Here is a 20,748-nt window from a genome sequence, read left to right on the forward strand (position 1 = left end):
ATGACAATGCCGCGTCCGCAGACCTCTGCCGCCCTCGCCCTCGCCCTGTGCCTCGGGACCGCCTGCCCGCCCGCGATGGCGCAGACGACGCCCGCCGCCAACTCCGCGCCCGCCCCGGCCTCCGCCGGCCGCATCCGCGAGGTGCCCTCGGTGGTAGCGGTCGATCCGGCGTCGCTGAAGCCGGGCGAGATCCTGTTCACCGACCATCAGGACAAGGCCGGCGGGGCCGAGAGCGGGCTGATCCCCTATCTCGATTGGCTGAAGGCGCGGCCCGCCGAGGCGCAGGCGCTCTCGCCCTATCCCGGCTACAAGGAGCCCGACTACACGGTGACGCTGAACGGGGTGAGCAAGCCCCGGCACGAGACCCTGAAGGTCTATGTCGCGGAGGGCCGCTTCGTCGTGGCGCGCCCGGCCGAGAGCATCGATCTCAAGGCGCTCGCCAACCTCGGCTTCGTGCAGGCGATGGACCCGGCGATCAAGCACCGCGTGATCGCCCCCGCCGACGTCACGCCGACCAAGGACCCCGCCGCCGCCTTCGCGCAGCGGCCCGACAAGCCCTGGTGCGAGGGTGCCTCCGCCTGCATCGAGTCGCGCTACGACCTCGAAGGCAAGCTGCCGCTCGGCGTGCGGCTCGCCAACAAGCTCGAAGAGGGCTCGGCCAAGAAGATCGCCGAGTTCGTCTCGTTCCAGAGCGAGTTGCGCCTGCTCGATCCGGCCCAGGCCGCGTCGCTCACGGCGCTGACGAAGATCGAGACCCCGCCGGCCGGCGGGCTCGAACAGACGATCTTCTGGGTCAACCAGATCCTGCGCTTCGGCAAGTTCCTGGCGGTGTTCCAGCCGATGCCGAACGATCCGCAGAAGACCGTCGTCACAGCCTACGTCGCCCTGGCAATCAAGGGCGACGTGCTCGACCGCAAGGCCGAATACGCCCGCGTGCCGGTGTTGAAGAACCTGCTGCCGGCGCAGGTGCTGATGGGCAAGTCGACCTTCAACACCGGCACCTCGATCAGCGCCGGCCTTCCGATCTACGCCCGCAACCGCATCGCCGCCTTCGCCGATGCGGTGGGGAAGCGCTGAGGCTCACATCCCCCGGTTGGCGATGGTCGGCAGCGACGGCTGCGTGTAGGCGCGGTTGACGTCGCGCCGGGTCTGCGTGCCGTTCGTGTCGCCGGAGGCCCGGTAATTGTCGAGGCTGAAGCTCTCTGCGAGACCGCTGCTGCGGCCGCTGTCGGTGCTGGAGCAGGCGCAGAGGCCCAGGGCCGCGACGGCGGCGAGGGTGATGGGGAGAAGACGCATCGCGGACCTCGATGGAAATGGCGGCCGACCTTAACCGGCTGAGGTCGGCAAGGTCAGGCCCCGGCGCATCGCGTCAAGGCTTCTTCCCATTCAATGAAGCGGTTTGAGCCATCTGCGAGGCTCTTCGGCCACGGAAAACAAACCACTCCACCGCTTTCGGGCCTAAGCGGGGGGCCAATGTGTTGAACGGGGGGCCCTCCCCCCTGGCAATGAGGCCCGGTTTTGGGCGACAAGGGCTGGCGATGAGCAATGTCCTGCCCTTCCGCCCGCGTCCGGCCGTCGCGACACTCGCCCGCTGCGAAGTCGTCGCCGTCGCCGGAGACCTCCTCACCCTGCTGGAGCAGCTTGAGGACGTGAGCGCCCGCGCCTCCGCCACCGGCCGCCCGCCCCTCGAGGTCGAGCGCACGGTGCAGCATCTCCTCGACGCCATCTCGGCCGTCGAGCGCGCCCTCGATTGCATCGGCGAGGGCGAGCAGGTCGCCCCAGCCTGAGCCGGAACCAGCCGATACCCGTCTAGGTTGTAGCGGCGAAGCGGCGCAACCGGAGCGGGGCGGATGCCATCTCGGACTGCAAGGGCGGCGTGCGTCGCCGCATTGACGATCATTACATGTACCACTGCCCACGTGGCGACGGTCCATGCCGCCGAGGGCGGTTTCCTTGAAATGCTGTTCGGCGTGCGGCCTGCGCCGCAGCCGGAGTCCCAGGCGGCCATGCCGTATCCCGGCGCGCAGCCGGTGGCCCGGTCACGGCATCTCGGCTTCGGCCGGCACAAGCTGAAGACTCGCTACGCCGCGCTGCCGGTGAAGATCCACGTCAGCGACCGCCAGACGCCGCTGGACATGAGCAACGGCGCCGCCGCCGCCCTGTTGAAGGACGAGACCCTGCGGCCCGGCGACATCGTGGTGTTCAAGACCGGCGCGCAGGTCTTCTCCGGGCGCACCGGCCGTCCGCACGTGATGAGCGACTTCGAGCCGGTGAAGCAATCGGCGCTGGTCGATCGCAAGACGCGCCAGCTCCTCGCCTCCATGACCCAGCCGGCCGGGGTGCTCCCCGCCGACGAGGCCCGGCGGATGGTCGCGCGGATGCGCAAGGCCGCCCCCGCCAAGGCCGACGCGAAGGCGCAGGTCGCCCGCTCGGAGGAAATGCGCATTATCAACCCCTGGCGGACGACGCCCTGATCAGAAGAAGCGCTCCTTGACGACGATCGTGTCGCCGGGGCGCACCGCGTAGGTCATCGGCACGATGCCGGAGACGAGACCCGACGGCGTGGTGCGGGTGAGCACCGCGTAGTCGCGGGCGGCGCGTGGGTTGAAGCCCGCCGCGATGGCCACCGCCGTCTCGACGGTCATGCCGTTGACGTAGGCATACTGGCCCGAGGTCGTCACCTCACCGAGGATGTAGAATGGCCGGTAGGCGTCCATCTCTACGGTAACGTGTGGCTCGCGCACGAAGCCCGAGGACAGCTTGCCCTCGATGGCCCGCGCCGCCTGACCCGTGGTCTGGCCGCCGACCTGCACGGTGCCGATCAGCGGCATCGCGATCTTGCCCGCGCCGTCCACGGTGTAAATGTTCGACAGGTTGTCCTGTCCGAACACGATCACCCGCAGGCGGTCCCCCGCCGCGAGGGTATAGCGGGCGCTGATCGAGCCCGTGCCCGTAGCGTCAAGTTCGCTGGTCCGAAAGTCGGGACGCAGGCAGCCCCCGAGCGCGAGGCTGGTGCCGAGTGCGAAGACAAGTGCGCGCCGGTTCATCACCATCGCCGTGTTGTGAATGCCGATGCAACTGCTGGTACGGTGTTAAGGTTAACGAACCCTATCCGACGCAATCAAAACGTGTCTCGACAGAATTCACAACGCGATTAACGGTCAAGCAACCTTAACGCTTTCAAATGTGGGTTGCGGCTTCAAGGCCGTCCGGACCACTTCTGCGTAAAGAGCTGCCCATGTCCCGGATCAGAATGCGTAAAACCGCCTCCGCATTCCGGGCGGCACGGCGTGAAGACGGCGTGACCGTCAAGCAGGCCCCGCACAACCTGCGCAAATCTCTTCCCTGGGTCGTCGTGCCGACCGCTTTGGCCGCCCTCGGCTCGGCCGTGGTCGTGAACGTCATCCCGCCCCGCTATACCGGCGAGACCCAGCTCGTCCTCGAAAGCCGCGAACCGGCGGGGCGCGCCGCCATCGACGAGCAGGCGGCGGCGAACCAGGTGATGGCGTCCCGCGACATCGCCCGCGAGGCGATCAAGCGCCTGAAGCTCGTGGGCAACCCCGAATTCGACGCCACGGCCGGCGAGATCGGCCCGGTGCGGCAGCTGATGATGCTCCTCGGCGTCGGGGCGAACCCGTTCGACCGACCCGCCGAGGACCGTGTGACCGACGCCTATTTCGATCACCTGACGGTCTCCCCCGCCGGCAAGCCGCGGACCCTCACCGTTGCGTTCGACGCAACAGACCCGGCGCTGGCCGCCGAGGCCGCCAACACGGTCGCGCAGCTCTACCTCACGTCCCTGACGGACGACCGCGCCGACACCGCGCGCTCGGCGTCCACCGCGCTGAACGGCACCGTCGCCGCCCTCCGCCGCAAGGTCGCCGAGGCCGAGGCGAAGGCCGAAGCCTTCCGCGTGAAGAACGGGCTCGTCGCCAACGCGGGGAGAGCCGGGCGGCCCCTCTCGGCGCAGCAATTGTCCGAGGTGTCGGGCCAGCTGGCCCAGGCCCGGGTGCAGCGCGCCGACATCGCCGGCCGCGTCGCCGCCATCAAGGACCTCCTGAAGGACGGCCGCGCCTACGAAATCACCGACGTCGCCAACAACGAGATGCTTCGCCGCACCATCGAGACCCGGATCACCGTGCGGGCGCAACTCGCCCTGGAATCGCGGACGCTCCTACCGGCGCATCCGCGCATCAAGGAGTTGAAGGCCCAGCTGGAAGACCTCGACGCGCAGATCAAGACGTCCGCCGAGCGCACGGTGCGCGTCCTCGAGAACGACGCCAAGCTCGCCGACGCGCGCGTCGCCAGCCTGCAGGCCGCCGTCGATGGGCAGCAGGACACGATGGTGAAGGGCAATGCCGGCGATATCGAGCTTCGCGCCCTGGAGCGCGAGGTGAAGATCCAGCGCGAGCAGCTCGACACCGCCCTCGGCCGCGTCCGCGAGGCCGAAGGCGCCGCACCGGCCGAGGCCCGCATCCTCTCGCGGGCGGTGGCGCCGTCCGTGCCCTCCTTCCCGCAGAAGCTGCCGATCGTCGGTTTCGTCACCCTGCTCACCCTGCTGCTCAGCCTCGGCGGCGTGCTCGCCCGCACCCTGCGCGGCAAGCCCGCCAAGGTGGCACTCCCCGAGACGCGTCACGAAGAGGCCGAGACCGTCGCTCCCGTGGCGGCCAACCCCTTCCTGTTCCCCGAGGCGATGCCGGCCAAGGACTGGGCCGAGCCCGTCGCCGCCGAGGCCGGGAGCGAGACCGAGATCGAGGCCGAGACGCAGCCCGAGCCGGTCGCCGAAGCCGAGACGGTGGGGGAGACGCCCGTGGTGGAGGCCGAGCCCGCCCCGGTGGCGGCGCCGGTCGCGGTCGCCGCACCTGCGGACGGCTTCGACCTGACGCCCCTCATCGAGCGCCTGTCGCGGCGTCCGGTCATCGCCGGCGCCCCCGAGGGCCGGATGGTCGTGCTGATGGAGACCGATCAGGCCGCCATGCCGACCCTGGCCGGCGCCCTGGCGAGCGCCTTCGGCCGCGACGGCAGCGTCCTCGTGGTGGACCTCGCCGGGCCGGACGCCGCGTCGGAGCAGGTAGGCTTCACCGACGTGGTCTGCGGCGATGCGGATTTCGTGGAGGCGATCCAGGCGGACGGGCCGGGCGGCGCGCACCATGTCGCCGCCGGCATCGCCCCGGCCGGGCTCCTGTTCGAGGAGCCCCGCGCCCTGGCCTTCACCCTGGAAGCCATGGCCGAGGCCTACGAGTGGGTGATCTGCCGCCTGCGCCCGCAGCCGGAGGCCGCCGAACTCCTGGGCCTCGTCGCGACGCTCGCCGACAGCGTGGTGATCGCCTCGAACGCCGACCCGGCCGACGAGACCCTGGCTGACCTCTACGCTACCGCCCTCGAAGCGGGTGCGGGTCAGGTGCTCATCGCCCAGGACCGGCCCATCGCCGAGCCCCCGGCCGACCGGCACGAGGAACTCGTCTTCCCCGAGTTCCACCTCAAGGCGGCGTGAGGGGCCTCAGCCCTTCCGGCGAAGTAGCGAACGGACGCGCGAAGCGGCGGCGAAGAGGCGGGGATCGCCCTTCACCCGCCGCTTCACGCGCGTCAGGGCGGTGCGGATCAGGGCGTAGGCATGCCCCCGCAGGCTCACGGGCCATACGGTTTCCACCAGCGCGATCGTCTCGTCGCAGATGCTCGCCTTGTAGCGGGCCTCGCCCACGCCGAGGTCGAAGCTCAGGCGCCCCCGGGCGGTCTGCGCGCCCACGAGGTGGTGGAGCAGCAAGTCGCCGGGACTGAAGCGGCTCACTTCCGGATCCGCGTCGAACGAGGTCATCATCCCGCTGTAGCGCGTGGCGTTCACTGCCCCGCCGAACACCGCCAGGATGCGCCCGGTCTCGACCACCCGCAGGGCGTGAACTTCTATCGCCGGGTCGTCCCCGGACGCGGCCCGTTCCAAGAAGCGGCGGATCGCCTCCGGCGCGTAGGGGTCGAGGATGCCCATGCCGGCGAAGCGCGCCGCCTTCTGGCGGTAGAAGGCCGCGAGGATGGCGCGGGCCTCCTCGCCATCCGCCGCCCGGTGGTACGCGATCTCGCCCAGCGCCTCGATCAGCCGCTTCTCCTTCGAGCGCAGCTTCTTGCGGGCGTCGGCGCTGAACACCCGTCGGATCGTGGCATCCGGGTCCGGCCCGAGGACGAGGCCGTAGGCGTCGCTGGCCTCCGGTTCGCCGCCCCGCGCGAGGGGGTTCGGCGTGCCCTCCCAGAGGCGCGGCTGATGCGCGAAGGCGAAGGCGTCGATCCCCACCCCCGCCCCCGCCGCGACGAGGGCGGCCCGGACCTCTTCGGCCGGCACGGCGGCGGTGTCGCGGGTGAAGAGCGGCAGGTGGTAGTTCGCGTGGGTGTCGCCCATCGAGCGGGCCAGCGTGATGCCGTGGCGCGTCTGGACAACCAAAGGCATGAGCATGCGCACCCGCCCCGCCTGATCACGCAGGATCGCGACGCGGCTGTGCTCGATGTCGCCGGTCTCACCGAGGTAGGAGGAGGACCACGCGAAGCGCTGGTAGGGTGAGACGAGGCAATCCGGCGCCGCCTCGAAGGCGCGCCACAGGGCTTCGGCCGCGCCGAGCCCGGGCAGGATCTCGGCGCTCAGCACGGGGAGGACGCCCGGCGCGGACCTGACGGCCTCATCCCCGACCCTCCGCTCGCTCTGCCGGTGTACGATCGCCACCATCGTCCCCTCCACCAAGGCCGGACGATCTGAGGCGGAGCCCCTGAAGCGGGGGTTTACCAGCGGGCAGGAAGACACCTACCAGCGATAGCAATTGCTAGGTTTGGGTAATGCTTAGTTGCGTCTCAGCGACGGCGGTGGCGGCGGTACTCGCCGGTGGTGAACATGGCGTACTGGCGTCCGTGGCGGCGATAGCGGCGGCCCCGGCGCGGGGCGGCATCGGCCTCCTGCTGCACCTCGGCGGGGGTGGCCTCCGGCAGGGCGGGTGCGGCGGCGGCATCGACCGAGGCGTAGCCCGCCGCGACGTTCTTCGCCGCCGGGCCGAACATCGCCAAGCACTGATTGTAGGCGAGGTCGTTCTTCAGGCGCTCGCACTCGCCGATGCTCCGGGGCGTCCCCTGTGCCAGGGCAGCGAACGGAACGAGGCACAGGATCGACGCAACGAGACGCGTTTGGGACATGCAGCCGGAACTCATGGGACAAGCGCGCGACCGCGACGTGCGAATCGCTCAAGCTCTGTCTCGGCTGCGAGTGCGGCGAAAACGAGGGGGGTGTGCCCCCGCACAGGCTAATCGGGCCGTTCCATCCACTTGATGAGCGGCATGAGCGGCAGGATCCAGCCGATGCCGAGGATCGAGTAGAGCACGGCCTGGATCGGAGCCGGCGTCTCGGCGATGCGGCTGTCGGCAAGAGCCATGGCGATGGGTGCGTAGAGGCAGACGAAGGCGAGCATCCCCACCGTCCCGACCAGCACGCGGATGCGTCGCGGCATCGCCCCCTCCCCTCCTCGACCAGCGCTCAGGGGCTAACCTCCTGATGGAGCGGAGGCAACCGGCGCGTTGCCGCGCGGAGGCGATGCGGCGCCACGCGCGTTGCCCGCGCCCGGCCGATCCCTTAACCCCGGCGCGAACGATGGCGCGGAGGACCGGATGGGCGCGAGAGCGGAACGGGGGACGGGCGGGGCATCCTCCGCCGTGCGCCTGTGGCTGGCGGTGGTGGCGGCCCTGGTGATCGCCATGGTCGCGGTCGGCGGGGCGACGCGGCTCACCGGATCGGGCCTGTCGATCACCGAGTGGCGGCCGGTGACGGGCGTGATCCCGCCCCTGTCGGAGACCGATTGGGCCGCCGAGTTCGCCAAGTACCGCGACACGCCGCAATACAACATCCTCAACCAGGGCATGGGCCTGTCGGCCTTCAAGGTGCTCTACGGCTGGGAATGGGGCCACCGTCTGCTCGGGCGGTTGCTCGGCCTCGTCTTCTTCCTGCCGCTCCTCGTGTTCTGGTGGAAGGGCCTGATCCGCCGCCGCCTCGGCTGGGGGCTGCTGGCCCTCGGTCTGCTCGGCGGGCTACAGGGCGCCATCGGCTGGATCATGGTCGCCTCCGGCCTCCAGCCGGGCATGACCGCCGTCGCCCCGCTGAAGCTCGCCCTCCATCTCACCACGGCGAGCCTGATCCTCGCGGGCCTCGTCTGGCTCGCGGCGGGGGAGCGGCTGGGCGCCCTGGCCCCGGCGCCCACGCGCCTGCGCGCCACCGCGCTGATCCTGCCGCCGCTCGTCCTGGCACAGATCTTCCTCGGCGGCCTCGTCGCGGGTTCCCATGCCGGGCTCGTCTACAACACGTGGCCGGACATGGACGGGGTGCTGATCCCCTCCGCCGACCACCTGTTCGCCGTGCGGCCCTGGATCGAGAACTTCGTCGACAACCACATGCTCGTGCAGTTCGACCACCGCCTCGTGGCCTACCTACTCTTCGCGGTCGCGCTGCTGCACGCGGCCGATGCGGTGATCGCGGCGCGGGGCTCGGCCGTCGCCCGGCGGGCCCTCGTCGTCGCCGCCTTCGTCCTCGCCCAGGCCGGGCTCGGCATCGCGACCCTGCTGCTGGCGGTGCCGCTCTGGGCGGCGCTGGCGCATCAGGTGATGGCGATGTTCGTGCTCACCGCCGCGACGGTCCACGCCCGTCTCAGCCGGGGTGTGACGGCCGGCGCCACCGTAAAACCGGCGGCCGTGCGCGCCTATCCCGGGCTCGCCGCCCGTGGTGCGTAAGCTTTTTGCCCTGCGACATTCGTGCCGCAGGGCACAAAACACTGCTTATCCACGATAAACTCAGGTTGATTCCTTATTGCGCAGTCATCCTGTGGAACAGGATAATCACTTCAGGATTACACTCCTGCGTGTTGTGCAGGAGGCTCCGCAATGTCTCTCGCAGAGGACGGTCGTCCGATTACCTTGACGTGGAATTACACCCCGCGTGAGATCCTTGCCGATGGGATCGTCCACGGCCTGGGGGTCGCCCTCGGTGTCCTGGGGGCGGGAACGCTCATCCTCACGGCGCTGAGCGCCCACCTCGCCTTCGGGGCGCAAGCCGCCCTCTTCGTCTACGCCTGCGCCCTGGTGCTGATGCTCGGCGTCTCGGCCACCTATAACCTCTACCCGGTCGGCCCCCGCAAGTGGCTCCTGCGCCGGGCGGACCATGCCCTGATCTACCTGATGATCGCGGGCACCTACACGCCCCTCGTCACGCTGGTCGGCTCGGGCCCCGTCGCCTACGGGCTGCTCGCGGTGATCTGGGTGGTGGCGCTGATCGGCATCGCCGTGAAGCTGTTCCTGCCCGGCCGGTTCGACCGGCTCTCCATCGCCCTCTATCTGATCCTGGGGTGGAGCGGGCTCTTCGCCTATGAATCGGTGATCGCCGCCCTGCAGCCCACCGCCCTCTGGCTCCTCGCCATCGGCGGCGCGCTCTACTCCATCGGCGTGGTCTTCCACGTCTGGCGGACGCTGCCCTTCCAGAACGCGATCTGGCACGCCTTCGTCCTCATCGCCACGGCCTGCCATTACGGCACGATCTGGTCGAGCCTGCACGGCCCCACCCTCGGCTAGGCGCGCCACATCGTCGAAGACGGAGGATGCAACCTTCGGCTTTAAGCATTCCGTGAAACAACCGTGCGAGCCTCGGGCGACACGCTTAGTGAACGAGGCTGGAAGACGGCGCGATGAGTGCTTTCGACGTCCGCGACATCATGAAGGCGGCAGGCCCCGCATCGGCCAATGCCGGCACCGGGGTGGGAGCCGAGGACAGGCCCCTGAGGGTCGAACGGCCGAAGGCGGTCTCGCCCCTGGTCCTGTGCGGCACGGTGCGGATCCTGGAGGCCGTCACGCTCCTCGGCTACGGCATCCTGCTCTACGCGGTGATGCTGCACGGCCGCATCGCCTCCGTGACGACCTATGCTGCCGCAATCGTCCTCGTCCCCGCCGCGACCGTCGCCATCGCGCAGGCGGCGGGCGCCTACCGGCTCCAGGCGATGCGCGGCTTCGTGCGCATGGCGATCCGCATGGTCGCCGCCTGGACCACGACCTTCCTCGTGCTCGCCGCATTCCTCGTCTTCGCCAAGCTGGCGGACCAGACCTCGCGGCTGTGGCTCGCCACCTACTATGCCGGAGGCCTGACCCTGCTGCTGGGCGGGCGGCTGGCGGTGTCGCGCTACGTGGAGGCGCATACCCGCGCCGGCCGGTTCGACCGCCGCACCGCCATCGTTGGCGGCGGCGAGGCCGGCGAAACACTGATCTCCGCCCTCTCGGCCCAGCCGGATTCCGGCATCCGCATCGTCGGCGTGTTCGATGACCGCAACGACGACCGTTCCACGGACACGGTGGCCGGCGTGCCGAAGCTCGGCAACGTGGACGACCTCGTCGCCTATGCCCGCCGCCAGCCCCTCGACCTGATCGTGTTCACGATCCCGATCACCGCCGAGGGGCGCATCCTGCAGATGCTCGCCAAGCTCTGGGTGCTGCCCATCGACATCCGGCTCTCGGCGCATGCGGCGAAGCTGCGCCTGCGGCCCCGGAGCTATTCCTACCTCGGATCGGTGCCGGTGCTCGACGTGTTCGACAAGCCGATCGCCGATTGGGACGTGGTGATGAAGGCGGCCTTCGACCGCTGCGTCGCCCTGCTGGCCCTCATCGCCCTCTCGCCGGTGATGCTCGGCGTGGCGCTTGCCGTGAAGCTGACCTCGCGCGGGCCGATCCTGTTCAAGCAGAAACGCCACGGCTTCAACAACGAGCTGATCGAGATCTACAAGTTCCGCTCGCTCTACGTCGATCAATGCGACCCGACGGCGAGCAAGATCGTCACCAAGAACGACTCGCGGGTCACGCCGGTCGGCCGCTTCATCCGCAAGACCTCGATGGACGAACTGCCGCAGCTGTTCAACGTGCTGAAGGGCGACCTGTCCCTGGTCGGCCCGCGCCCGCACGCCGTCGAATCCCGGCAGGCCGACACCCTGTTCGAGCAGGTGGTCGACGGCTACTTCGCCCGCCACCGGGTGAAGCCCGGCATCACCGGCTGGGCGCAGATCAACGGCTGGCGCGGCGGCACCGATACGCCCGAGAAGCTGCAGCGCCGCATCGAGCACGACCTGTATTACATTGAGAACTGGTCGGTGCTGTTCGACCTGCGGATCCTGCTGATCACGCCCTTCGCGCTGCTGAAGACCGAAAACGCCTACTGAGGCGCCACGGCCGCCAAGCCCGGCTTGCCGAGAACCCTCGGGGCCGGGCTCACCACGCTCACCGCGTTGTTGCGGATCTCGTAGACGGCGAGCGCCCGGTCGCTGGTGCCCTCGGGGCTGAAGCGGAACGTGCCGTCGAGGCCGGCGAAGCCCGAGGCGCTGGTCAGCGTCGGCTCCGCGAAGCGCTGGGTGCCGAATTGCCGGGTCAGCGTCGCGGAGAGCATCACCGCATCGTAGGCGAGCGAGGCGACGCGGGGCGGGATCGCGCCGAACCGCGCCTGGTACCGCGCGCTGAAGCCTGCGAAGCCACCCCGGTCGGGCGCGGCGAAGCGCCCACCCTGCAGGGCGGGCAGGGCGAACAGGGCGGGCTCGTTCCACGGCGCCGTGCCGACCGGCCTGACCTTCGCGGGCGAGAAGCCGGCCCCCGTGAGGGCGGCGGCGACAGCGGGCAGCCCGTCGGCGGTCTCGGGAATGAACAGCACGTCGGCGGTGGCGCGCGGCCCGGTGATCACCCCGGAGAGCCGCTTTACCGCCTCGCCCGGCGCCCCGGCCGGGTAGCGCTCGATGGCCGCGACCCGCGCCCCCCGATTCGTCACCGCCTCCCGGAACTGCGCCTCGACGGCGTTGCCGTAGGCGGTCTCGGGGATCAACGCCGCGAAGGAGCGGCGGCCCGAGGCGACCTCCTCCTCCACGATCCGCGACACCTCCGGCTGCGGTAGGAAGCTCAGGAGGTAAATGCCGCGCGAGGCGACGCCGACATCGGTCGAGAAGGCGATCATCGGCTTGCCCGCCGCCCGCGCCGGCACGGAGGCCGCGCGGACGTTGCCCGCGAAGAGCGGCCCGAGCACGAGGTCGGCCCCGGCCTTCAGGCTGCGCTCCGTGGCGCTCGCCGCGCCGGCCGGCGTGCCGCCATCATCCTCCACGAGGAGGGTGAGATCGGGCTGCTGGCCCTCATCGTAGGCGAGTTGGGCGGCGTTGCGCAGCGCCGCGCCGACACTGGCCCCCTGCCCCGTCAACGGCACCACGAGGGCGACCTTCACGCTGCCGCTGCCGATGCGCTCGCCCGCGAGGGCGGGGCCCGCCGCCGGCTCCAGGGGGGCCTCGGCCACGGCGACGGGCGCGGGCGGCGGACGCTTGCGCGCCACCCTGTCGGTGCCGACGCAGCCCGACAGCGCCGTGGTGCAGATCAGCACGGCCGGAACGACCACACCTCGCGAGCGCGGTGCCTGCGCCATCGGAGGTTCTCCTCAGAGGAAATCCGGGTGAAGCCTGTCGGTCCTTGTCCGGCTTGTAAATGCCGGTTGCACCTCTTCCCCCGTTCTCCACTTCCCCGGCGGCGACGCGGGAGCCCGCCTGTGGCAATCTCGCCATCGATGAACCGTCGAATCGATCCCGCGCGGCCGGCTTCCGCCCGCAGCAGCACCTTCACCGCCTTCGGCCTCGCGAGCGAGGCGGAGCCCCTCCCCCCCGGCTTACACATCGTCGCGACGCCGATCGGCAACCTGCGCGACGTGACCATCCGCGCCCTCGCGACGCTGGCCGCCGCCGACGCGGTGCTGGCCGAGGACACCCGCGTGACGCGGACGCTCCTGGCCCATTACGGCATCACCACGCCGCTGGTGGCCTATCACGAGCATTCCACCGACGCGGTGCGCGAGCGGATGGTCGCCCGCCTCAAGGCCGGCGAGGCGCTGGCCCTCGTCTCCGATGCGGGCACGCCCCTCGTATCGGACCCCGGCTACAAGCTCGTCCAGGCGGCGATCGAGGCCGGCATCGGCATCGTGCCCGTGCCCGGCCCCTCGGCGGTGACGACCGCTCTCGTCGCGGCGGGCCTGCCGACGGACCGCTTCTTCTTCGAGGGCTTCCTGCCGCAAAAGGCCGGCGCCCGGCGCAACCGGCTCGAAGCCCTGGCGCAGGTGCCGGGCACGCTGGTCCTGTTCGAATCCCCCCATCGGCTGATCGAGATGCTGGCCGACGCCGCCGCGACCCTGGGCGCCGACCGCGCCGCCGCCGTCACCCGCGAATTGACGAAGCTCTACGAGACCGTGCGCCGCGACAGCCTCGGCAGCCTCGCCGCGCGCTTCGCCTCCGAGCCGCCGCCCAAGGGCGAGATCGTGGTGGTGATCGGCCCGGCCCTGCCCCAGGCGGCCGGGCCCGAGGACGATGCCGCCCTCGACGCGGCGATCCGCACCGCCCTCGCCCGCCATTCGATCAAGGATGCGGCGAGCCTCGTGGCGGACGAGACCGGCCAGCCGCGCCGGCAGGTCTATGCCCGCGCCCTGGCGCTCGCCCGCGAGGGCGAGGCGTGATGCAGGCCGCCCAGAGCGAGGCACGCCGGGCCGCCTACCGGCTCGGGCACCGGGCGGAATGGATCGCCCTGCTGGCGCTGATGCTGCGCGGCTACATCCCGGTCGCGCGCCGGGTGTCCCTGGCGGGGGGCGAGATCGACCTGATCGTCCGGAGGGGCGGCACGCTGGTCTTCGTGGAGGTGAAGGCGCGGGCGCGGATCGACACGGCGCGGGAGGCCATCGGCGCGGTCAAGCGGCGGCGCTTCTCTAAGGCGGTGCGGGCCTGGGTGGCCCGGCACCCGTCCACGGCGGGCCTGACGCTGCGCGCCGATGCGGTCTTCGTCGGGGGGCGGGGCTGGCCGGAGCATTGTCCGGCCGCGTTCACCCTCGAGGGGCTGTAGGGCCCGTCAGCCCTCGGCCTTGCGCATGGCCCCGATCAGGGTGCGCTTCAGGTCCGCCTGGCTGAATGGCTTCTGCACGACGGGCCGGTCGCGGAAGGGCTCGCGGATGCCCGCGCCGCCGTAGCCGGTCGAGAAGACCAGCGGACGGTCCCGCGCGACGATGGCCTCGGCCACCGGATAGATCGGCTCGCCGGCCACGTTCACGTCGAGGATCGCGACGTCGAACGTCTCGCGTGCCGCCATTTCAAGGGCCGTCGACAGCCGCGCCGCAGGTCCGACGACCGTACAGCCAAAGTCGAGCAGCATGTCCTCGAGCAGCATCGAGATAGCGGCTTCATCCTCGACGACGAGGACGCGGACACCGTTGAGCAGTTCGTCGTTGAGGTCAGCACTCACGCCGGGCCGTCTTCCCTTCGCTGCCCCCGACGGGGTCGTTTCCGCGCGATAACATCGGTCTACTGGTAAGCGAACCGCCTATTGGGGGATCGCAAGACCTTAACGGTGGGTCGCCCGTTCCCGCTGGCGTGTCAAGCGACAGCTCGCCACGCCGGCCCCCTGCGGCCCAACCCTATGTTAAACTCAGATACATTTTCGGTGAGATGCGGCCCGATTGCAACCTGAGCCACGGTCCACGGGGGGCGAAAACGCACCCCCGGCCACCGACGATCCGGTACAGGCGTACTGTGGTCTAGTCGTCGGTGAAAGCAACCTTGGCCCCACGGGCGACGTGCTTGGCGAGGTCGCGGGCGCTCCAGTTCGTCAGCCGGATGCAGCCATGGGACTCGGTCTTGCTGACGCGCTCGGGCTCGGGCGTGCCGTGAATACCGTAGCTCGGGATCGCGAGATCGATCCAGACGAGGCCGACTGGGTTGTTCGGGCCGGGGCGGATCGAGAATTTCTGCTTCGTTTTCACACCCTTGAACCCGTATTTGGGGTTGTAGGTGTAGACCGGATCGAAGGCGACGCCCTTGACCGTGGTCTCGCCGCTCGGCGCGGGCTTCTCGCTGCTACCGATGGAGGCCGGGTAATAGGCGAGGAGCGCGCCGTCCGCGCCAAAAGCACGCACGTCCCGGTTCGTTTTGTCGACGCTGATGCGCTCGACCTTCGGATCTTGCGGCAGATCTTTGCCCTTCGGCTTGTCCAGGCCCATCGGCTCGACGCCCGCCACGAGGATCGTCGTGCCGGCCTCGTCGAACTTCTTGTCGGGGTTGAGGGCGCCGAGGAGGTCGCGGCTCATGTGGAACCGTTCGGCCAGCATCTCGCGGGGGTTGGTGTAGCCGAGGGCGTCCAGCTCAGCCTGCTGTTCCATCTTGGGCGGGATGCGGCGCTCGTAGGGGCCGTCCGCATCCTCCTTGGTGATCGTGTAGGTCTTGAGGGCCGGCGCGGAATCGCCCGATTGCAGGGCCTCCCACACCTCCTTCGTCAGATGATCGGAGGCCGGGAGCTTCCGCGCGGCGGCGAAGGCTGCGAGCGCCCGGTGGTAATTGTCGCCCTCGCGCCCGTCGATGGCGCCCGGGGAGAAGCGCGCCCGGTCGAGGAGCACCTGCGCCCGCACGGTGATCGGCTGTGCCGGGGGCTCGCCCTTCTTCGACGTGTCCTCGTTGGACTTGGCCTCGCCAGTCTTGGCCTCGTCGGTCTTGCCCTCGTTGAAGGTCGCGGCGTTCACCGCCTGCTCCGTCAGCGCCGGGGCGGCGGGCTCCTTAGCCTTCGTATCCTTCGCGGAGGCGAGGGTCGGCAGGGCCAGCACCGCCAGGACGGCCGGCACACTCAGCCACGGTCGCATCATCGTCGTCGGGCTCCCGGAGCGAACGGCTCCGACCGCCCTAAGCGTCGGAGGCGTGGCAGCGTTCCGGGTCGCTCTGTCGCATCTATTCGCACAGGCGATGGCCGGCGGTCCGCTCGCGCTCGTCGAGATGGAGATGGTTGGCGTGGGCGGCGTTCGAGCCCGGCCCCAGGACCGTGCGGAAGAAGGCGCAGGCCTTCGTGCGCGTCGCCTTCAGGAAAGTGGCCTCGGGCCCGTCGCCGGGCGTCTCCTTCACCGGCACCGGGGCGCGCCCGGTGAAGACGTAACCCATCACGTCCACGGCGTCGGCGAAGGCGTGCTCGCTGAGCTTGGCATCGACATCGTGGTTCTGTCCCCGGCAGACATAGGTGCCGCCGAGGTCGAGGGCGGCGAGCGGCTTTCCGAAGGAGCGCTGCGCCTCGACCTGCACCTCGCTCGCCCAGCGCGCCAGCCCCTCGGCCGAGCGGCAGGTGAGGGTTGCGGCAGGCCGCAGGGCGATGCCGTCGGCCAGTTCCGTGACCTTCAGGGGCAGCGGGGCCGTGCATTGCCCCTCCGCGATGGCCGGAAGCGGCTCGAAGCTCGCGCCGAGACGCTTGAGGCGGGTCCGGCAGGCCTCGTCGTCCGGCGGGGCGACCGTCAGCGCCAGCACCGCCTCGCCGGACAGGTCGGCGGGCCGCTCCGGCGGCACCGGGGGCGGAACCGGCAGGGCGGCGGCGGGAGGCGGAGGGGTCAGTTCGGGCGGACGCGGCGGCGGGACCGGCGCCGGATCGGGAACGGGCGCGGAGGCCGGGGGCGGCGGGGTGAGTTCGGCCGGGCGCTCTGGTGGCGTCGGCGCCGCCTCGGCGGCCGAGACCGCAAGCAACGCGCCGCACAGGCCGATCGCTGTCGTAAGACGCTTGGCCATATCCCCTCGATTGCTTCTCCACCCGAGCCATAACGGCCGAGGCGCCGTTCGGATCGTTCGCCCCGGTTGCCGCCAGCGACGGATCGGCCCAGAACAGGCGCGACGGGCGCAGCGCCCGAAACCGAGGATGCGAATGCCGGACACTCTCGCCGCCGGGCTCGACAGCCTTCCGCAGGACAACCCCTTCGCGCCGGCGCATTGGGGCACGCCCTACGAGTTGCCGCCCTTCGAGCAAATCCGGCCCGAGCATTACCTGCCGGCCTTCGAAGCCGCCCTCGCCGCGCACGAGGCGGAGATCGCGACGATCGCGGAGGATCCCTCCCCGCCGCGCTTCGCCAGCACCGTCGCCGCGATGGAGCGGGCCGGTCAGGCGCTCGATCGGGTGGCGGGCGTCTTCTACAACCTCACCGGCAGCCACACGAACCCGGACCTCCAGGCCATCGAGCGGCAGATCGGCCCGAAGCTCTCCCGGCACGGCAGCGCCATCTACCTGAACCCCCGCCTCTGGGCGCGGATCTCGGCCGTCGATGCGGACGCGGAGAACCTCGGGCCGGAGGAGCGCCGGGTGCTGGACCGCTACCGCATCCGCTTCCGCCGGGCCGGCGCCGAGCTCGCCCCGGAGGCGAAGGAGCGGATGGCGGCCATCGCGGAGCGCCTGTCCGAACTCGCGACGCAGTTCAGCCAGAACCTGCTGGCGGACGAGAGCGGCTTCACCCTGCCCTTGACGGGGGAGGACGACCTCGCCGGCCTGCCGCCCTTCCTGCGCGCCGCCGCCGCCAGCGCCGCCAAGGAGCGCGGGCTCGACAGGCACGTCATCACCCTGTCGCGCTCGCTGATCGAGCCGTTCCTCGTCTTCTCCACCCGCCGCGATCTGCGCGAGAAGGCCCACGAGGCCTGGATCCATCGGGGCGAATCCGGCGGGCCGACCGACAACCGCGCCCTCATGGCCGAGATCGTGAAGCTCCGCGCCGAGCGGGCGCGACTGCTCGGCTACGAGAGTTTCGCGCATTTCAAGCTCGCGGACACGATGGCGGCGAGCCCCGACGCGGCGATGGAATTGCTGCGCGACGTGTGGACCCCCGCCCGCACCCGCGCCATCGAGGAGCGCGACCGGCTCCAGGCCATCGTCCAGCAGGAGGGGCACAACTTCGCCCTCCGCGCGCACGATTGGCGCCACTACGCCGAGAAGCTGCGCCGGGCCGAGCACGACCTCGATGAGGGGGAGATCAAGGCCTACCTGCCGCTCGACCGCATGATCGAAGCGTCCTTCGACACGGCGACGCGGCTGTTCGGCCTGACCTTCGAGGAATTGCACGACGTGCCGCGCTACCACCCGGATGTCCGGGTCTGGCGGGTGGGCGACGCGGAGGGCCGGGAGGTCGGCCTGTTCCTGGGCGATTACTTCGCCCGCGCCTCGAAGCGCTCCGGCGCCTGGATGAGCGCCTTCCGCTCGCAGGAAAAGCTCACCGGGATCGTCACGCCGATCATCGTCAACGTGATGAACTTCGCCAAGGCGCCGGAGGGCCAGCCGACGCTGCTCTCCTTCGACGACGCCCGCACCCTGTTCCACGAGTTCGGCCACGGGCTACATGGCCTGCTCTCGGACGTGACCTATCCGCTGCTCGCGGGCACCTCCGTCTCCGGCGACTTCGTGGAATTGCCCTCTCAGCTCTACGAGCACTGGCTGGAACAGCCGGAGATCCTGCGCGCCCACGCCCGTCACCACGAGACCGGCGCGCCGATGCCGGAGGACCTGCTCTGCAAGCTGCTCGCCGCGCGGGCCTTCAACCAGGGCTTCGCCACGGTGGAATACACCGCCTCGGCGCTGGTCGACATGACGCTGCACCTCTCGGCGGAGGGCGAGGCGGGGCTCGACGTGCCGGCCTTCGAGGCGGACGCCCTGCGCCGGATCGCGATCCCCGCCGAGATCGGGATGCGCCACCGCTCGCCCCACTTCGCCCATATCTTCGGCGGCGAGGGCTACGCGGCGGGCTATTACAGCTACCTCTGGTCCGAGGTGCTAGACGCGGATGCCTTCGACGCCTTCCGCGAGGCTGGCGACATCTTCGACCCCGAGACGGCGAAGCGCCTGCGCACCTACGTCTACGGCGCCGGCAACCTGCGCGACCCGCGCGAGGCCTACACCGCCTTCCGCGGCCGGATGCCGAGCATCGCGCCGCTCCTCAAGAAACGGGGTCTGGCGGCTTGAGCCGCCGATCCCAGTGGTAAGGATTTCGTAAAGAAACGTCCTTAACGACTGCTTACAGCACGGGCTGCGAGCGGGAGGGACGGACGATGACTGAATCGAAACCGACGGCATCGACCGACAACAAGCCGAAGATTGAAGTGGTCGAGAAGGACCCGAAGAAGGGCCTCAAGGTCGAGATCATCACCGAGAAGGCGCCGTTCTTCGCGACGCCCCGGCGTTTCGCCCAGACGATGATGCGCGCCGAATCGCGCCTCGTCGCGGTGGCGGGCAGCGCCCTGGCGCTCGGCGCGATGCTCGGCTTCGGCGCGGCCTCGCGCGATCAGGGCTCAACGGCGGCGGTGGCCTCCCTCGCCTCGGCCATCGACGCAAGCCGCACCGACACCGCCAAACTCACCGCGACGCTCGCCAAACTCGACCAGAATGTCGGCGAGTTGCGCAGCGCTACCGAAAGCGCCCGCAAGGAGAGCGCCGGCAAGGGCGGGAGCCTCAACGAAAAGATCGCCCAACTCGACCGCAGCCTCACGGCGAAGCTCGCGAGCCTCAACGAGAAGATCGATCAGGCCGAGAAGGAGCACGCAGCGCGGATCGCCGCCCTTACCCCGCGCCCGGTCGCGGCCAAGGCCGAGCCGACGCAGACCGGCAGCCTCGCGGAGCCGCGCGAGGTCAAGGCGGACGCCAAGCCCGTCGAGGTGAAGGTGCAGCCTCAGCTGGAGCCGGTGAAGGCCGCCGCGCCCGCCAAGCCGCCCGTGCTGGAGCAGTACGCCCTGCGCGACGTGTTCGACGGCGCCGCGATCATCGAAAACCGCAGCCGCAGGCTGTTTCAGGTGATGCCCGGCGATACGCTGCCGGGGGCGGGCCGTGTCGAGGCGATCGAACGCCAGGGCCGGCAATGGGTCGTCGTCACCCGCCAGGGCTTCGTGACGCCCAAGGAATGGTGAGAACGGCCCCTACGACTGGGGGACGGTCACGGGGGTGAGGTCGTCGCCCGACATCGGAAAGCGCGGCTCGATGGCGAAGGGGTCCGCCATCAGCGAGTTCCGCTCCGCGCGCCGACGGCCGAGGCGAAGGGCCCGGGTGCGGGCGCCGCGCGTGGGGTGAAGGATGGCCCCGAGGAGAGCCTGACCCTCGAATTCCCTGTCCAGATTCTTGGCGTCGAAGACGGGCATGACGGGCCTGCGGGGGACGTGGCGGCAGGCTTCTCATCATCGAGCCCGGCCGCGCACCTTAACAACGGGGATAGCGTGAACTCGTTCCGTGAAGCTTTCGCCTCGGAACGGTTTTTTCATAATCGGTCCGCCGGTCCCGTCCCGCAGTGCGACATCGCACCTGTGTCGCGGCGCACGGCTATTGCGCGCCGCGAAGACAGTGTTCGCGATCAGACGAATTGATTCAAACCGGGAATCGAACCGACGATCGGGCCCATCACATCTTCACCGGCCTTCTCGCGGCCGACCGCGAAGAGCTCCTGACCGAGGGGCTGCATCTGGCCCATCGGCACGCCCGCCGACATCAGCTTCTGGCCGAGGGCCATGACGCCCCCACCCCCCAGCATCCCGCCGAGCATGCCCATCAGGCCGCCGCCGCCGCTGCTCTCGCCCGCATCGGATTGCGCGGCCAGATCCTCGGAGCCCGGCAGGGCCGCCATGAGCTGCCCGACCTGGGGCTGCGGCCCCTCCTTCTGGAGGAAGGACAGGATGTGGCCGATGGCGGTCTGCGCCGTCGCGGCATCGAGGCCGGTGCGGGCGCAGACGCGGGCGAGCAGTTCTTCCATGGGGCATGTCTCGTTTGGAGGAAGTCCAAACAGTCCATCGTCTGGGAGGTCGGGGAAATCAAGCTTGAGCACTGCTATCGACGGCACGAAGGGCGTCGCGCGAGGACGTCGGCCATCGCCGATGGAAGGGCGCCGCCGCAATAGGCAAAACATTGCGAGGGCGACGCTATTTCGGGCAGGCC

The 20,748-nt window shown here is 70.2% G+C and carries 22 protein-coding genes; 11 read left to right on the forward strand and 11 right to left on the reverse strand.

What is annotated here, in order from left to right; genetic code table 11:
- The first annotated feature begins 6 nt into the window (after positions 1-6).
- Complete coding sequence (locus tag MKK52_RS23555; RefSeq protein ID WP_243958508.1) at positions 7-1,077, forward strand: hypothetical protein; 1,071 nt, start codon at positions 7-9, stop codon at positions 1,075-1,077.
- Between the two features lie 3 nt (positions 1,078-1,080).
- Here the strand turns inward: MKK52_RS23555 and MKK52_RS23560 are convergent, their stop codons facing one another.
- Positions 1,081-1,296 carry a hypothetical protein gene (locus tag MKK52_RS23560; protein WP_243958510.1) on the reverse strand — a complete coding sequence of 72 codons (216 nt, stop codon included), beginning with the start codon at positions 1,294-1,296 and terminating at the stop codon, positions 1,081-1,083.
- Positions 1,297-1,538: 242 nt separating this feature from the next.
- Between MKK52_RS23560 and MKK52_RS23565 the strand changes: the two genes are divergently transcribed.
- Positions 1,539-1,787, forward strand: coding sequence for a hypothetical protein (locus MKK52_RS23565; RefSeq protein WP_243958512.1), 249 nt, complete (start codon positions 1,539-1,541; stop codon positions 1,785-1,787).
- A gap of 132 nt (positions 1,788-1,919) precedes the next feature.
- Entirely contained in the window at positions 1,920-2,474 is a 555-nt protein-coding gene (locus tag MKK52_RS23570; RefSeq protein ID WP_243958514.1) for a hypothetical protein, read from the forward strand.
- On the opposite strand, the gene MKK52_RS23575 is transcribed toward MKK52_RS23570, so the two are convergent.
- Positions 2,475-3,053, reverse strand: a complete 579-nt coding sequence (locus tag MKK52_RS23575; protein WP_243958516.1) for a polysaccharide biosynthesis/export family protein — start codon at positions 3,051-3,053, stop codon at positions 2,475-2,477.
- A gap of 248 nt (positions 3,054-3,301) precedes the next feature.
- On the opposite strand from MKK52_RS23575, the gene MKK52_RS23580 reads away from it, so the two are divergent.
- A complete protein-coding gene (locus MKK52_RS23580) occupies positions 3,302-5,494 on the forward strand; it encodes a GumC family protein (protein WP_243958518.1) in 2,193 nt (730 codons plus the stop codon).
- 6 nt (positions 5,495-5,500) lie between these two features.
- On the opposite strand, the gene MKK52_RS23585 is transcribed toward MKK52_RS23580, so the two are convergent.
- From MKK52_RS23585 to MKK52_RS23595, 3 genes are all read right to left on the reverse strand, one after another.
- Complete coding sequence (locus MKK52_RS23585; protein WP_243958520.1) at positions 5,501-6,709, reverse strand: GNAT family N-acetyltransferase; 1,209 nt, start codon at positions 6,707-6,709, stop codon at positions 5,501-5,503.
- Positions 6,710-6,831: 122 nt separating this feature from the next.
- The gene (locus MKK52_RS23590) at positions 6,832-7,167 is read right to left on the reverse strand and encodes a hypothetical protein (protein ID WP_243958522.1); all 336 of its coding nucleotides are present in this window, start codon (positions 7,165-7,167) and stop codon (positions 6,832-6,834) included.
- Positions 7,168-7,274: 107 nt separating this feature from the next.
- Positions 7,275-7,478: a DUF2842 domain-containing protein gene (locus MKK52_RS23595; protein WP_243958525.1), complete on the reverse strand. Its 204-nt coding sequence runs from the start codon at positions 7,476-7,478 to the stop codon at positions 7,275-7,277.
- Positions 7,479-7,635: 157 nt separating this feature from the next.
- Here MKK52_RS23595 and MKK52_RS23600 point away from each other — a divergent pair, with 157 nt between their 5' ends.
- From MKK52_RS23600 to MKK52_RS23610, 3 genes are all read left to right on the forward strand, one after another.
- Positions 7,636-8,748: a COX15/CtaA family protein gene (locus tag MKK52_RS23600; RefSeq protein ID WP_243958527.1), complete on the forward strand. Its 1,113-nt coding sequence runs from the start codon at positions 7,636-7,638 to the stop codon at positions 8,746-8,748.
- Positions 8,749-8,898: 150 nt separating this feature from the next.
- The gene (gene trhA / locus MKK52_RS23605) at positions 8,899-9,582 is read left to right on the forward strand and encodes a PAQR family membrane homeostasis protein TrhA (RefSeq protein ID WP_243958530.1); all 684 of its coding nucleotides are present in this window, start codon (positions 8,899-8,901) and stop codon (positions 9,580-9,582) included.
- Between the two features lie 113 nt (positions 9,583-9,695).
- Complete coding sequence (locus MKK52_RS23610) at positions 9,696-11,210, forward strand: undecaprenyl-phosphate glucose phosphotransferase (protein WP_243958532.1); 1,515 nt, start codon at positions 9,696-9,698, stop codon at positions 11,208-11,210.
- Here MKK52_RS23610 and MKK52_RS23615 read toward each other — a convergent pair.
- Positions 11,204-12,445, reverse strand: a complete 1,242-nt coding sequence (locus MKK52_RS23615; protein WP_243958534.1) for a penicillin-binding protein activator — start codon at positions 12,443-12,445, stop codon at positions 11,204-11,206. The two genes, MKK52_RS23610 and MKK52_RS23615, sit on opposite strands and share 7 nt — an antisense overlap.
- Before the next feature lie 138 nt (positions 12,446-12,583).
- On the opposite strand from MKK52_RS23615, the gene rsmI reads away from it, so the two are divergent.
- Both rsmI and MKK52_RS23625 read left to right on the forward strand, forming a co-directional pair.
- Positions 12,584-13,519: a 16S rRNA (cytidine(1402)-2'-O)-methyltransferase gene (rsmI, locus tag MKK52_RS23620; protein WP_243958543.1), complete on the forward strand. Its 936-nt coding sequence runs from the start codon at positions 12,584-12,586 to the stop codon at positions 13,517-13,519.
- Positions 13,519-13,899 carry a YraN family protein gene (locus MKK52_RS23625; RefSeq protein WP_243958545.1) on the forward strand — a complete coding sequence of 127 codons (381 nt, stop codon included), beginning with the start codon at positions 13,519-13,521 and terminating at the stop codon, positions 13,897-13,899. Before rsmI ends, MKK52_RS23625 begins: the two co-directional genes overlap by 1 nt.
- 6 nt (positions 13,900-13,905) lie before the next feature.
- Here MKK52_RS23625 and MKK52_RS23630 read toward each other — a convergent pair whose 3' ends face one another.
- The 3 genes from MKK52_RS23630 to MKK52_RS23640 form a co-directional block, all read right to left on the reverse strand.
- Complete coding sequence (locus MKK52_RS23630) at positions 13,906-14,295, reverse strand: response regulator (protein WP_243958547.1); 390 nt, start codon at positions 14,293-14,295, stop codon at positions 13,906-13,908.
- A gap of 292 nt (positions 14,296-14,587) precedes the next feature.
- Complete coding sequence (locus MKK52_RS23635; protein WP_243958549.1) at positions 14,588-15,685, reverse strand: L,D-transpeptidase; 1,098 nt, start codon at positions 15,683-15,685, stop codon at positions 14,588-14,590.
- An 82-nt stretch (positions 15,686-15,767) separates the two neighbouring features.
- The gene (locus MKK52_RS23640) at positions 15,768-16,586 is read right to left on the reverse strand and encodes an extensin family protein (RefSeq protein WP_243958551.1); all 819 of its coding nucleotides are present in this window, start codon (positions 16,584-16,586) and stop codon (positions 15,768-15,770) included.
- Positions 16,587-16,719: 133 nt separating this feature from the next.
- Here MKK52_RS23640 and MKK52_RS23645 point away from each other — a divergent pair, with 133 nt between their 5' ends.
- Together MKK52_RS23645 and MKK52_RS23650 are read left to right on the forward strand one after the other, a co-directional pair.
- On the forward strand, positions 16,720-18,795 hold the full coding sequence (locus MKK52_RS23645; protein ID WP_243958553.1) for a M3 family metallopeptidase: 2,076 nt from the start codon (positions 16,720-16,722) through the stop codon (positions 18,793-18,795).
- 86 nt (positions 18,796-18,881) lie between these two features.
- The gene (locus MKK52_RS23650) at positions 18,882-19,733 is read left to right on the forward strand and encodes a hypothetical protein (protein WP_243958555.1); all 852 of its coding nucleotides are present in this window, start codon (positions 18,882-18,884) and stop codon (positions 19,731-19,733) included.
- A gap of 9 nt (positions 19,734-19,742) precedes the next feature.
- On the opposite strand, the gene MKK52_RS23655 is transcribed toward MKK52_RS23650, so the two are convergent.
- Together MKK52_RS23655 and MKK52_RS23660 are read right to left on the reverse strand one after the other, a co-directional pair.
- A complete protein-coding gene (locus MKK52_RS23655) occupies positions 19,743-19,961 on the reverse strand; it encodes a hypothetical protein (RefSeq protein WP_243958557.1) in 219 nt (72 codons plus the stop codon).
- A 209-nt stretch (positions 19,962-20,170) separates the two neighbouring features.
- Complete coding sequence (locus MKK52_RS23660; protein ID WP_243958559.1) at positions 20,171-20,566, reverse strand: DUF2267 domain-containing protein; 396 nt, start codon at positions 20,564-20,566, stop codon at positions 20,171-20,173.
- Between the last annotated feature and the right edge of the window lie 182 nt (positions 20,567-20,748).

Source organism: Methylobacterium sp. J-067 (assembly GCF_022829465.1).
Classification (GTDB): Bacteria; Pseudomonadota; Alphaproteobacteria; order Rhizobiales; family Beijerinckiaceae; genus Methylobacterium; species Methylobacterium litchii.

Bases quoted from the DNA above. Each gene is read 5' to 3' on its own strand.
- MKK52_RS23555 (WP_243958508.1), top strand. From the start codon at position 7: ATGCCGCGTCCGCAGACCTCTGCCGCCCTCGCCCTCGCCCTGTGCCTC.
- MKK52_RS23560 (WP_243958510.1), bottom strand. From the start codon at position 1,296: ATGCGTCTTCTCCCCATCACCCTCGCCGCCGTCGCGGCCCTGGGCCTC.
- MKK52_RS23565 (WP_243958512.1), top strand. From the start codon at position 1,539: ATGAGCAATGTCCTGCCCTTCCGCCCGCGTCCGGCCGTCGCGACACTC.
- MKK52_RS23575 (WP_243958516.1), bottom strand. From the start codon at position 3,053: ATGGTGATGAACCGGCGCGCACTTGTCTTCGCACTCGGCACCAGCCTC.
- MKK52_RS23585 (WP_243958520.1), bottom strand. From the start codon at position 6,709: ATGGTGGCGATCGTACACCGGCAGAGCGAGCGGAGGGTCGGGGATGAG.
- MKK52_RS23590 (WP_243958522.1), bottom strand. From the start codon at position 7,167: ATGTCCCAAACGCGTCTCGTTGCGTCGATCCTGTGCCTCGTTCCGTTC.
- MKK52_RS23595 (WP_243958525.1), bottom strand. From the start codon at position 7,478: ATGCCGCGACGCATCCGCGTGCTGGTCGGGACGGTGGGGATGCTCGCC.
- MKK52_RS23600 (WP_243958527.1), top strand. From the start codon at position 7,636: ATGGGCGCGAGAGCGGAACGGGGGACGGGCGGGGCATCCTCCGCCGTG.
- trhA (WP_243958530.1), top strand. From the start codon at position 8,899: ATGTCTCTCGCAGAGGACGGTCGTCCGATTACCTTGACGTGGAATTAC.
- MKK52_RS23610 (WP_243958532.1), top strand. From the start codon at position 9,696: ATGAGTGCTTTCGACGTCCGCGACATCATGAAGGCGGCAGGCCCCGCA.
- MKK52_RS23615 (WP_243958534.1), bottom strand. From the start codon at position 12,445: ATGGCGCAGGCACCGCGCTCGCGAGGTGTGGTCGTTCCGGCCGTGCTG.
- rsmI (WP_243958543.1), top strand. From the start codon at position 12,584: ATGAACCGTCGAATCGATCCCGCGCGGCCGGCTTCCGCCCGCAGCAGC.
- MKK52_RS23625 (WP_243958545.1), top strand. From the start codon at position 13,519: ATGCAGGCCGCCCAGAGCGAGGCACGCCGGGCCGCCTACCGGCTCGGG.
- MKK52_RS23635 (WP_243958549.1), bottom strand. From the start codon at position 15,685: ATGATGCGACCGTGGCTGAGTGTGCCGGCCGTCCTGGCGGTGCTGGCC.
- MKK52_RS23640 (WP_243958551.1), bottom strand. From the start codon at position 16,586: ATGGCCAAGCGTCTTACGACAGCGATCGGCCTGTGCGGCGCGTTGCTT.
- MKK52_RS23645 (WP_243958553.1), top strand. From the start codon at position 16,720: ATGCCGGACACTCTCGCCGCCGGGCTCGACAGCCTTCCGCAGGACAAC.
- MKK52_RS23650 (WP_243958555.1), top strand. From the start codon at position 18,882: ATGACTGAATCGAAACCGACGGCATCGACCGACAACAAGCCGAAGATT.
- MKK52_RS23655 (WP_243958557.1), bottom strand. From the start codon at position 19,961: ATGCCCGTCTTCGACGCCAAGAATCTGGACAGGGAATTCGAGGGTCAG.
- MKK52_RS23660 (WP_243958559.1), bottom strand. From the start codon at position 20,566: ATGGAAGAACTGCTCGCCCGCGTCTGCGCCCGCACCGGCCTCGATGCC.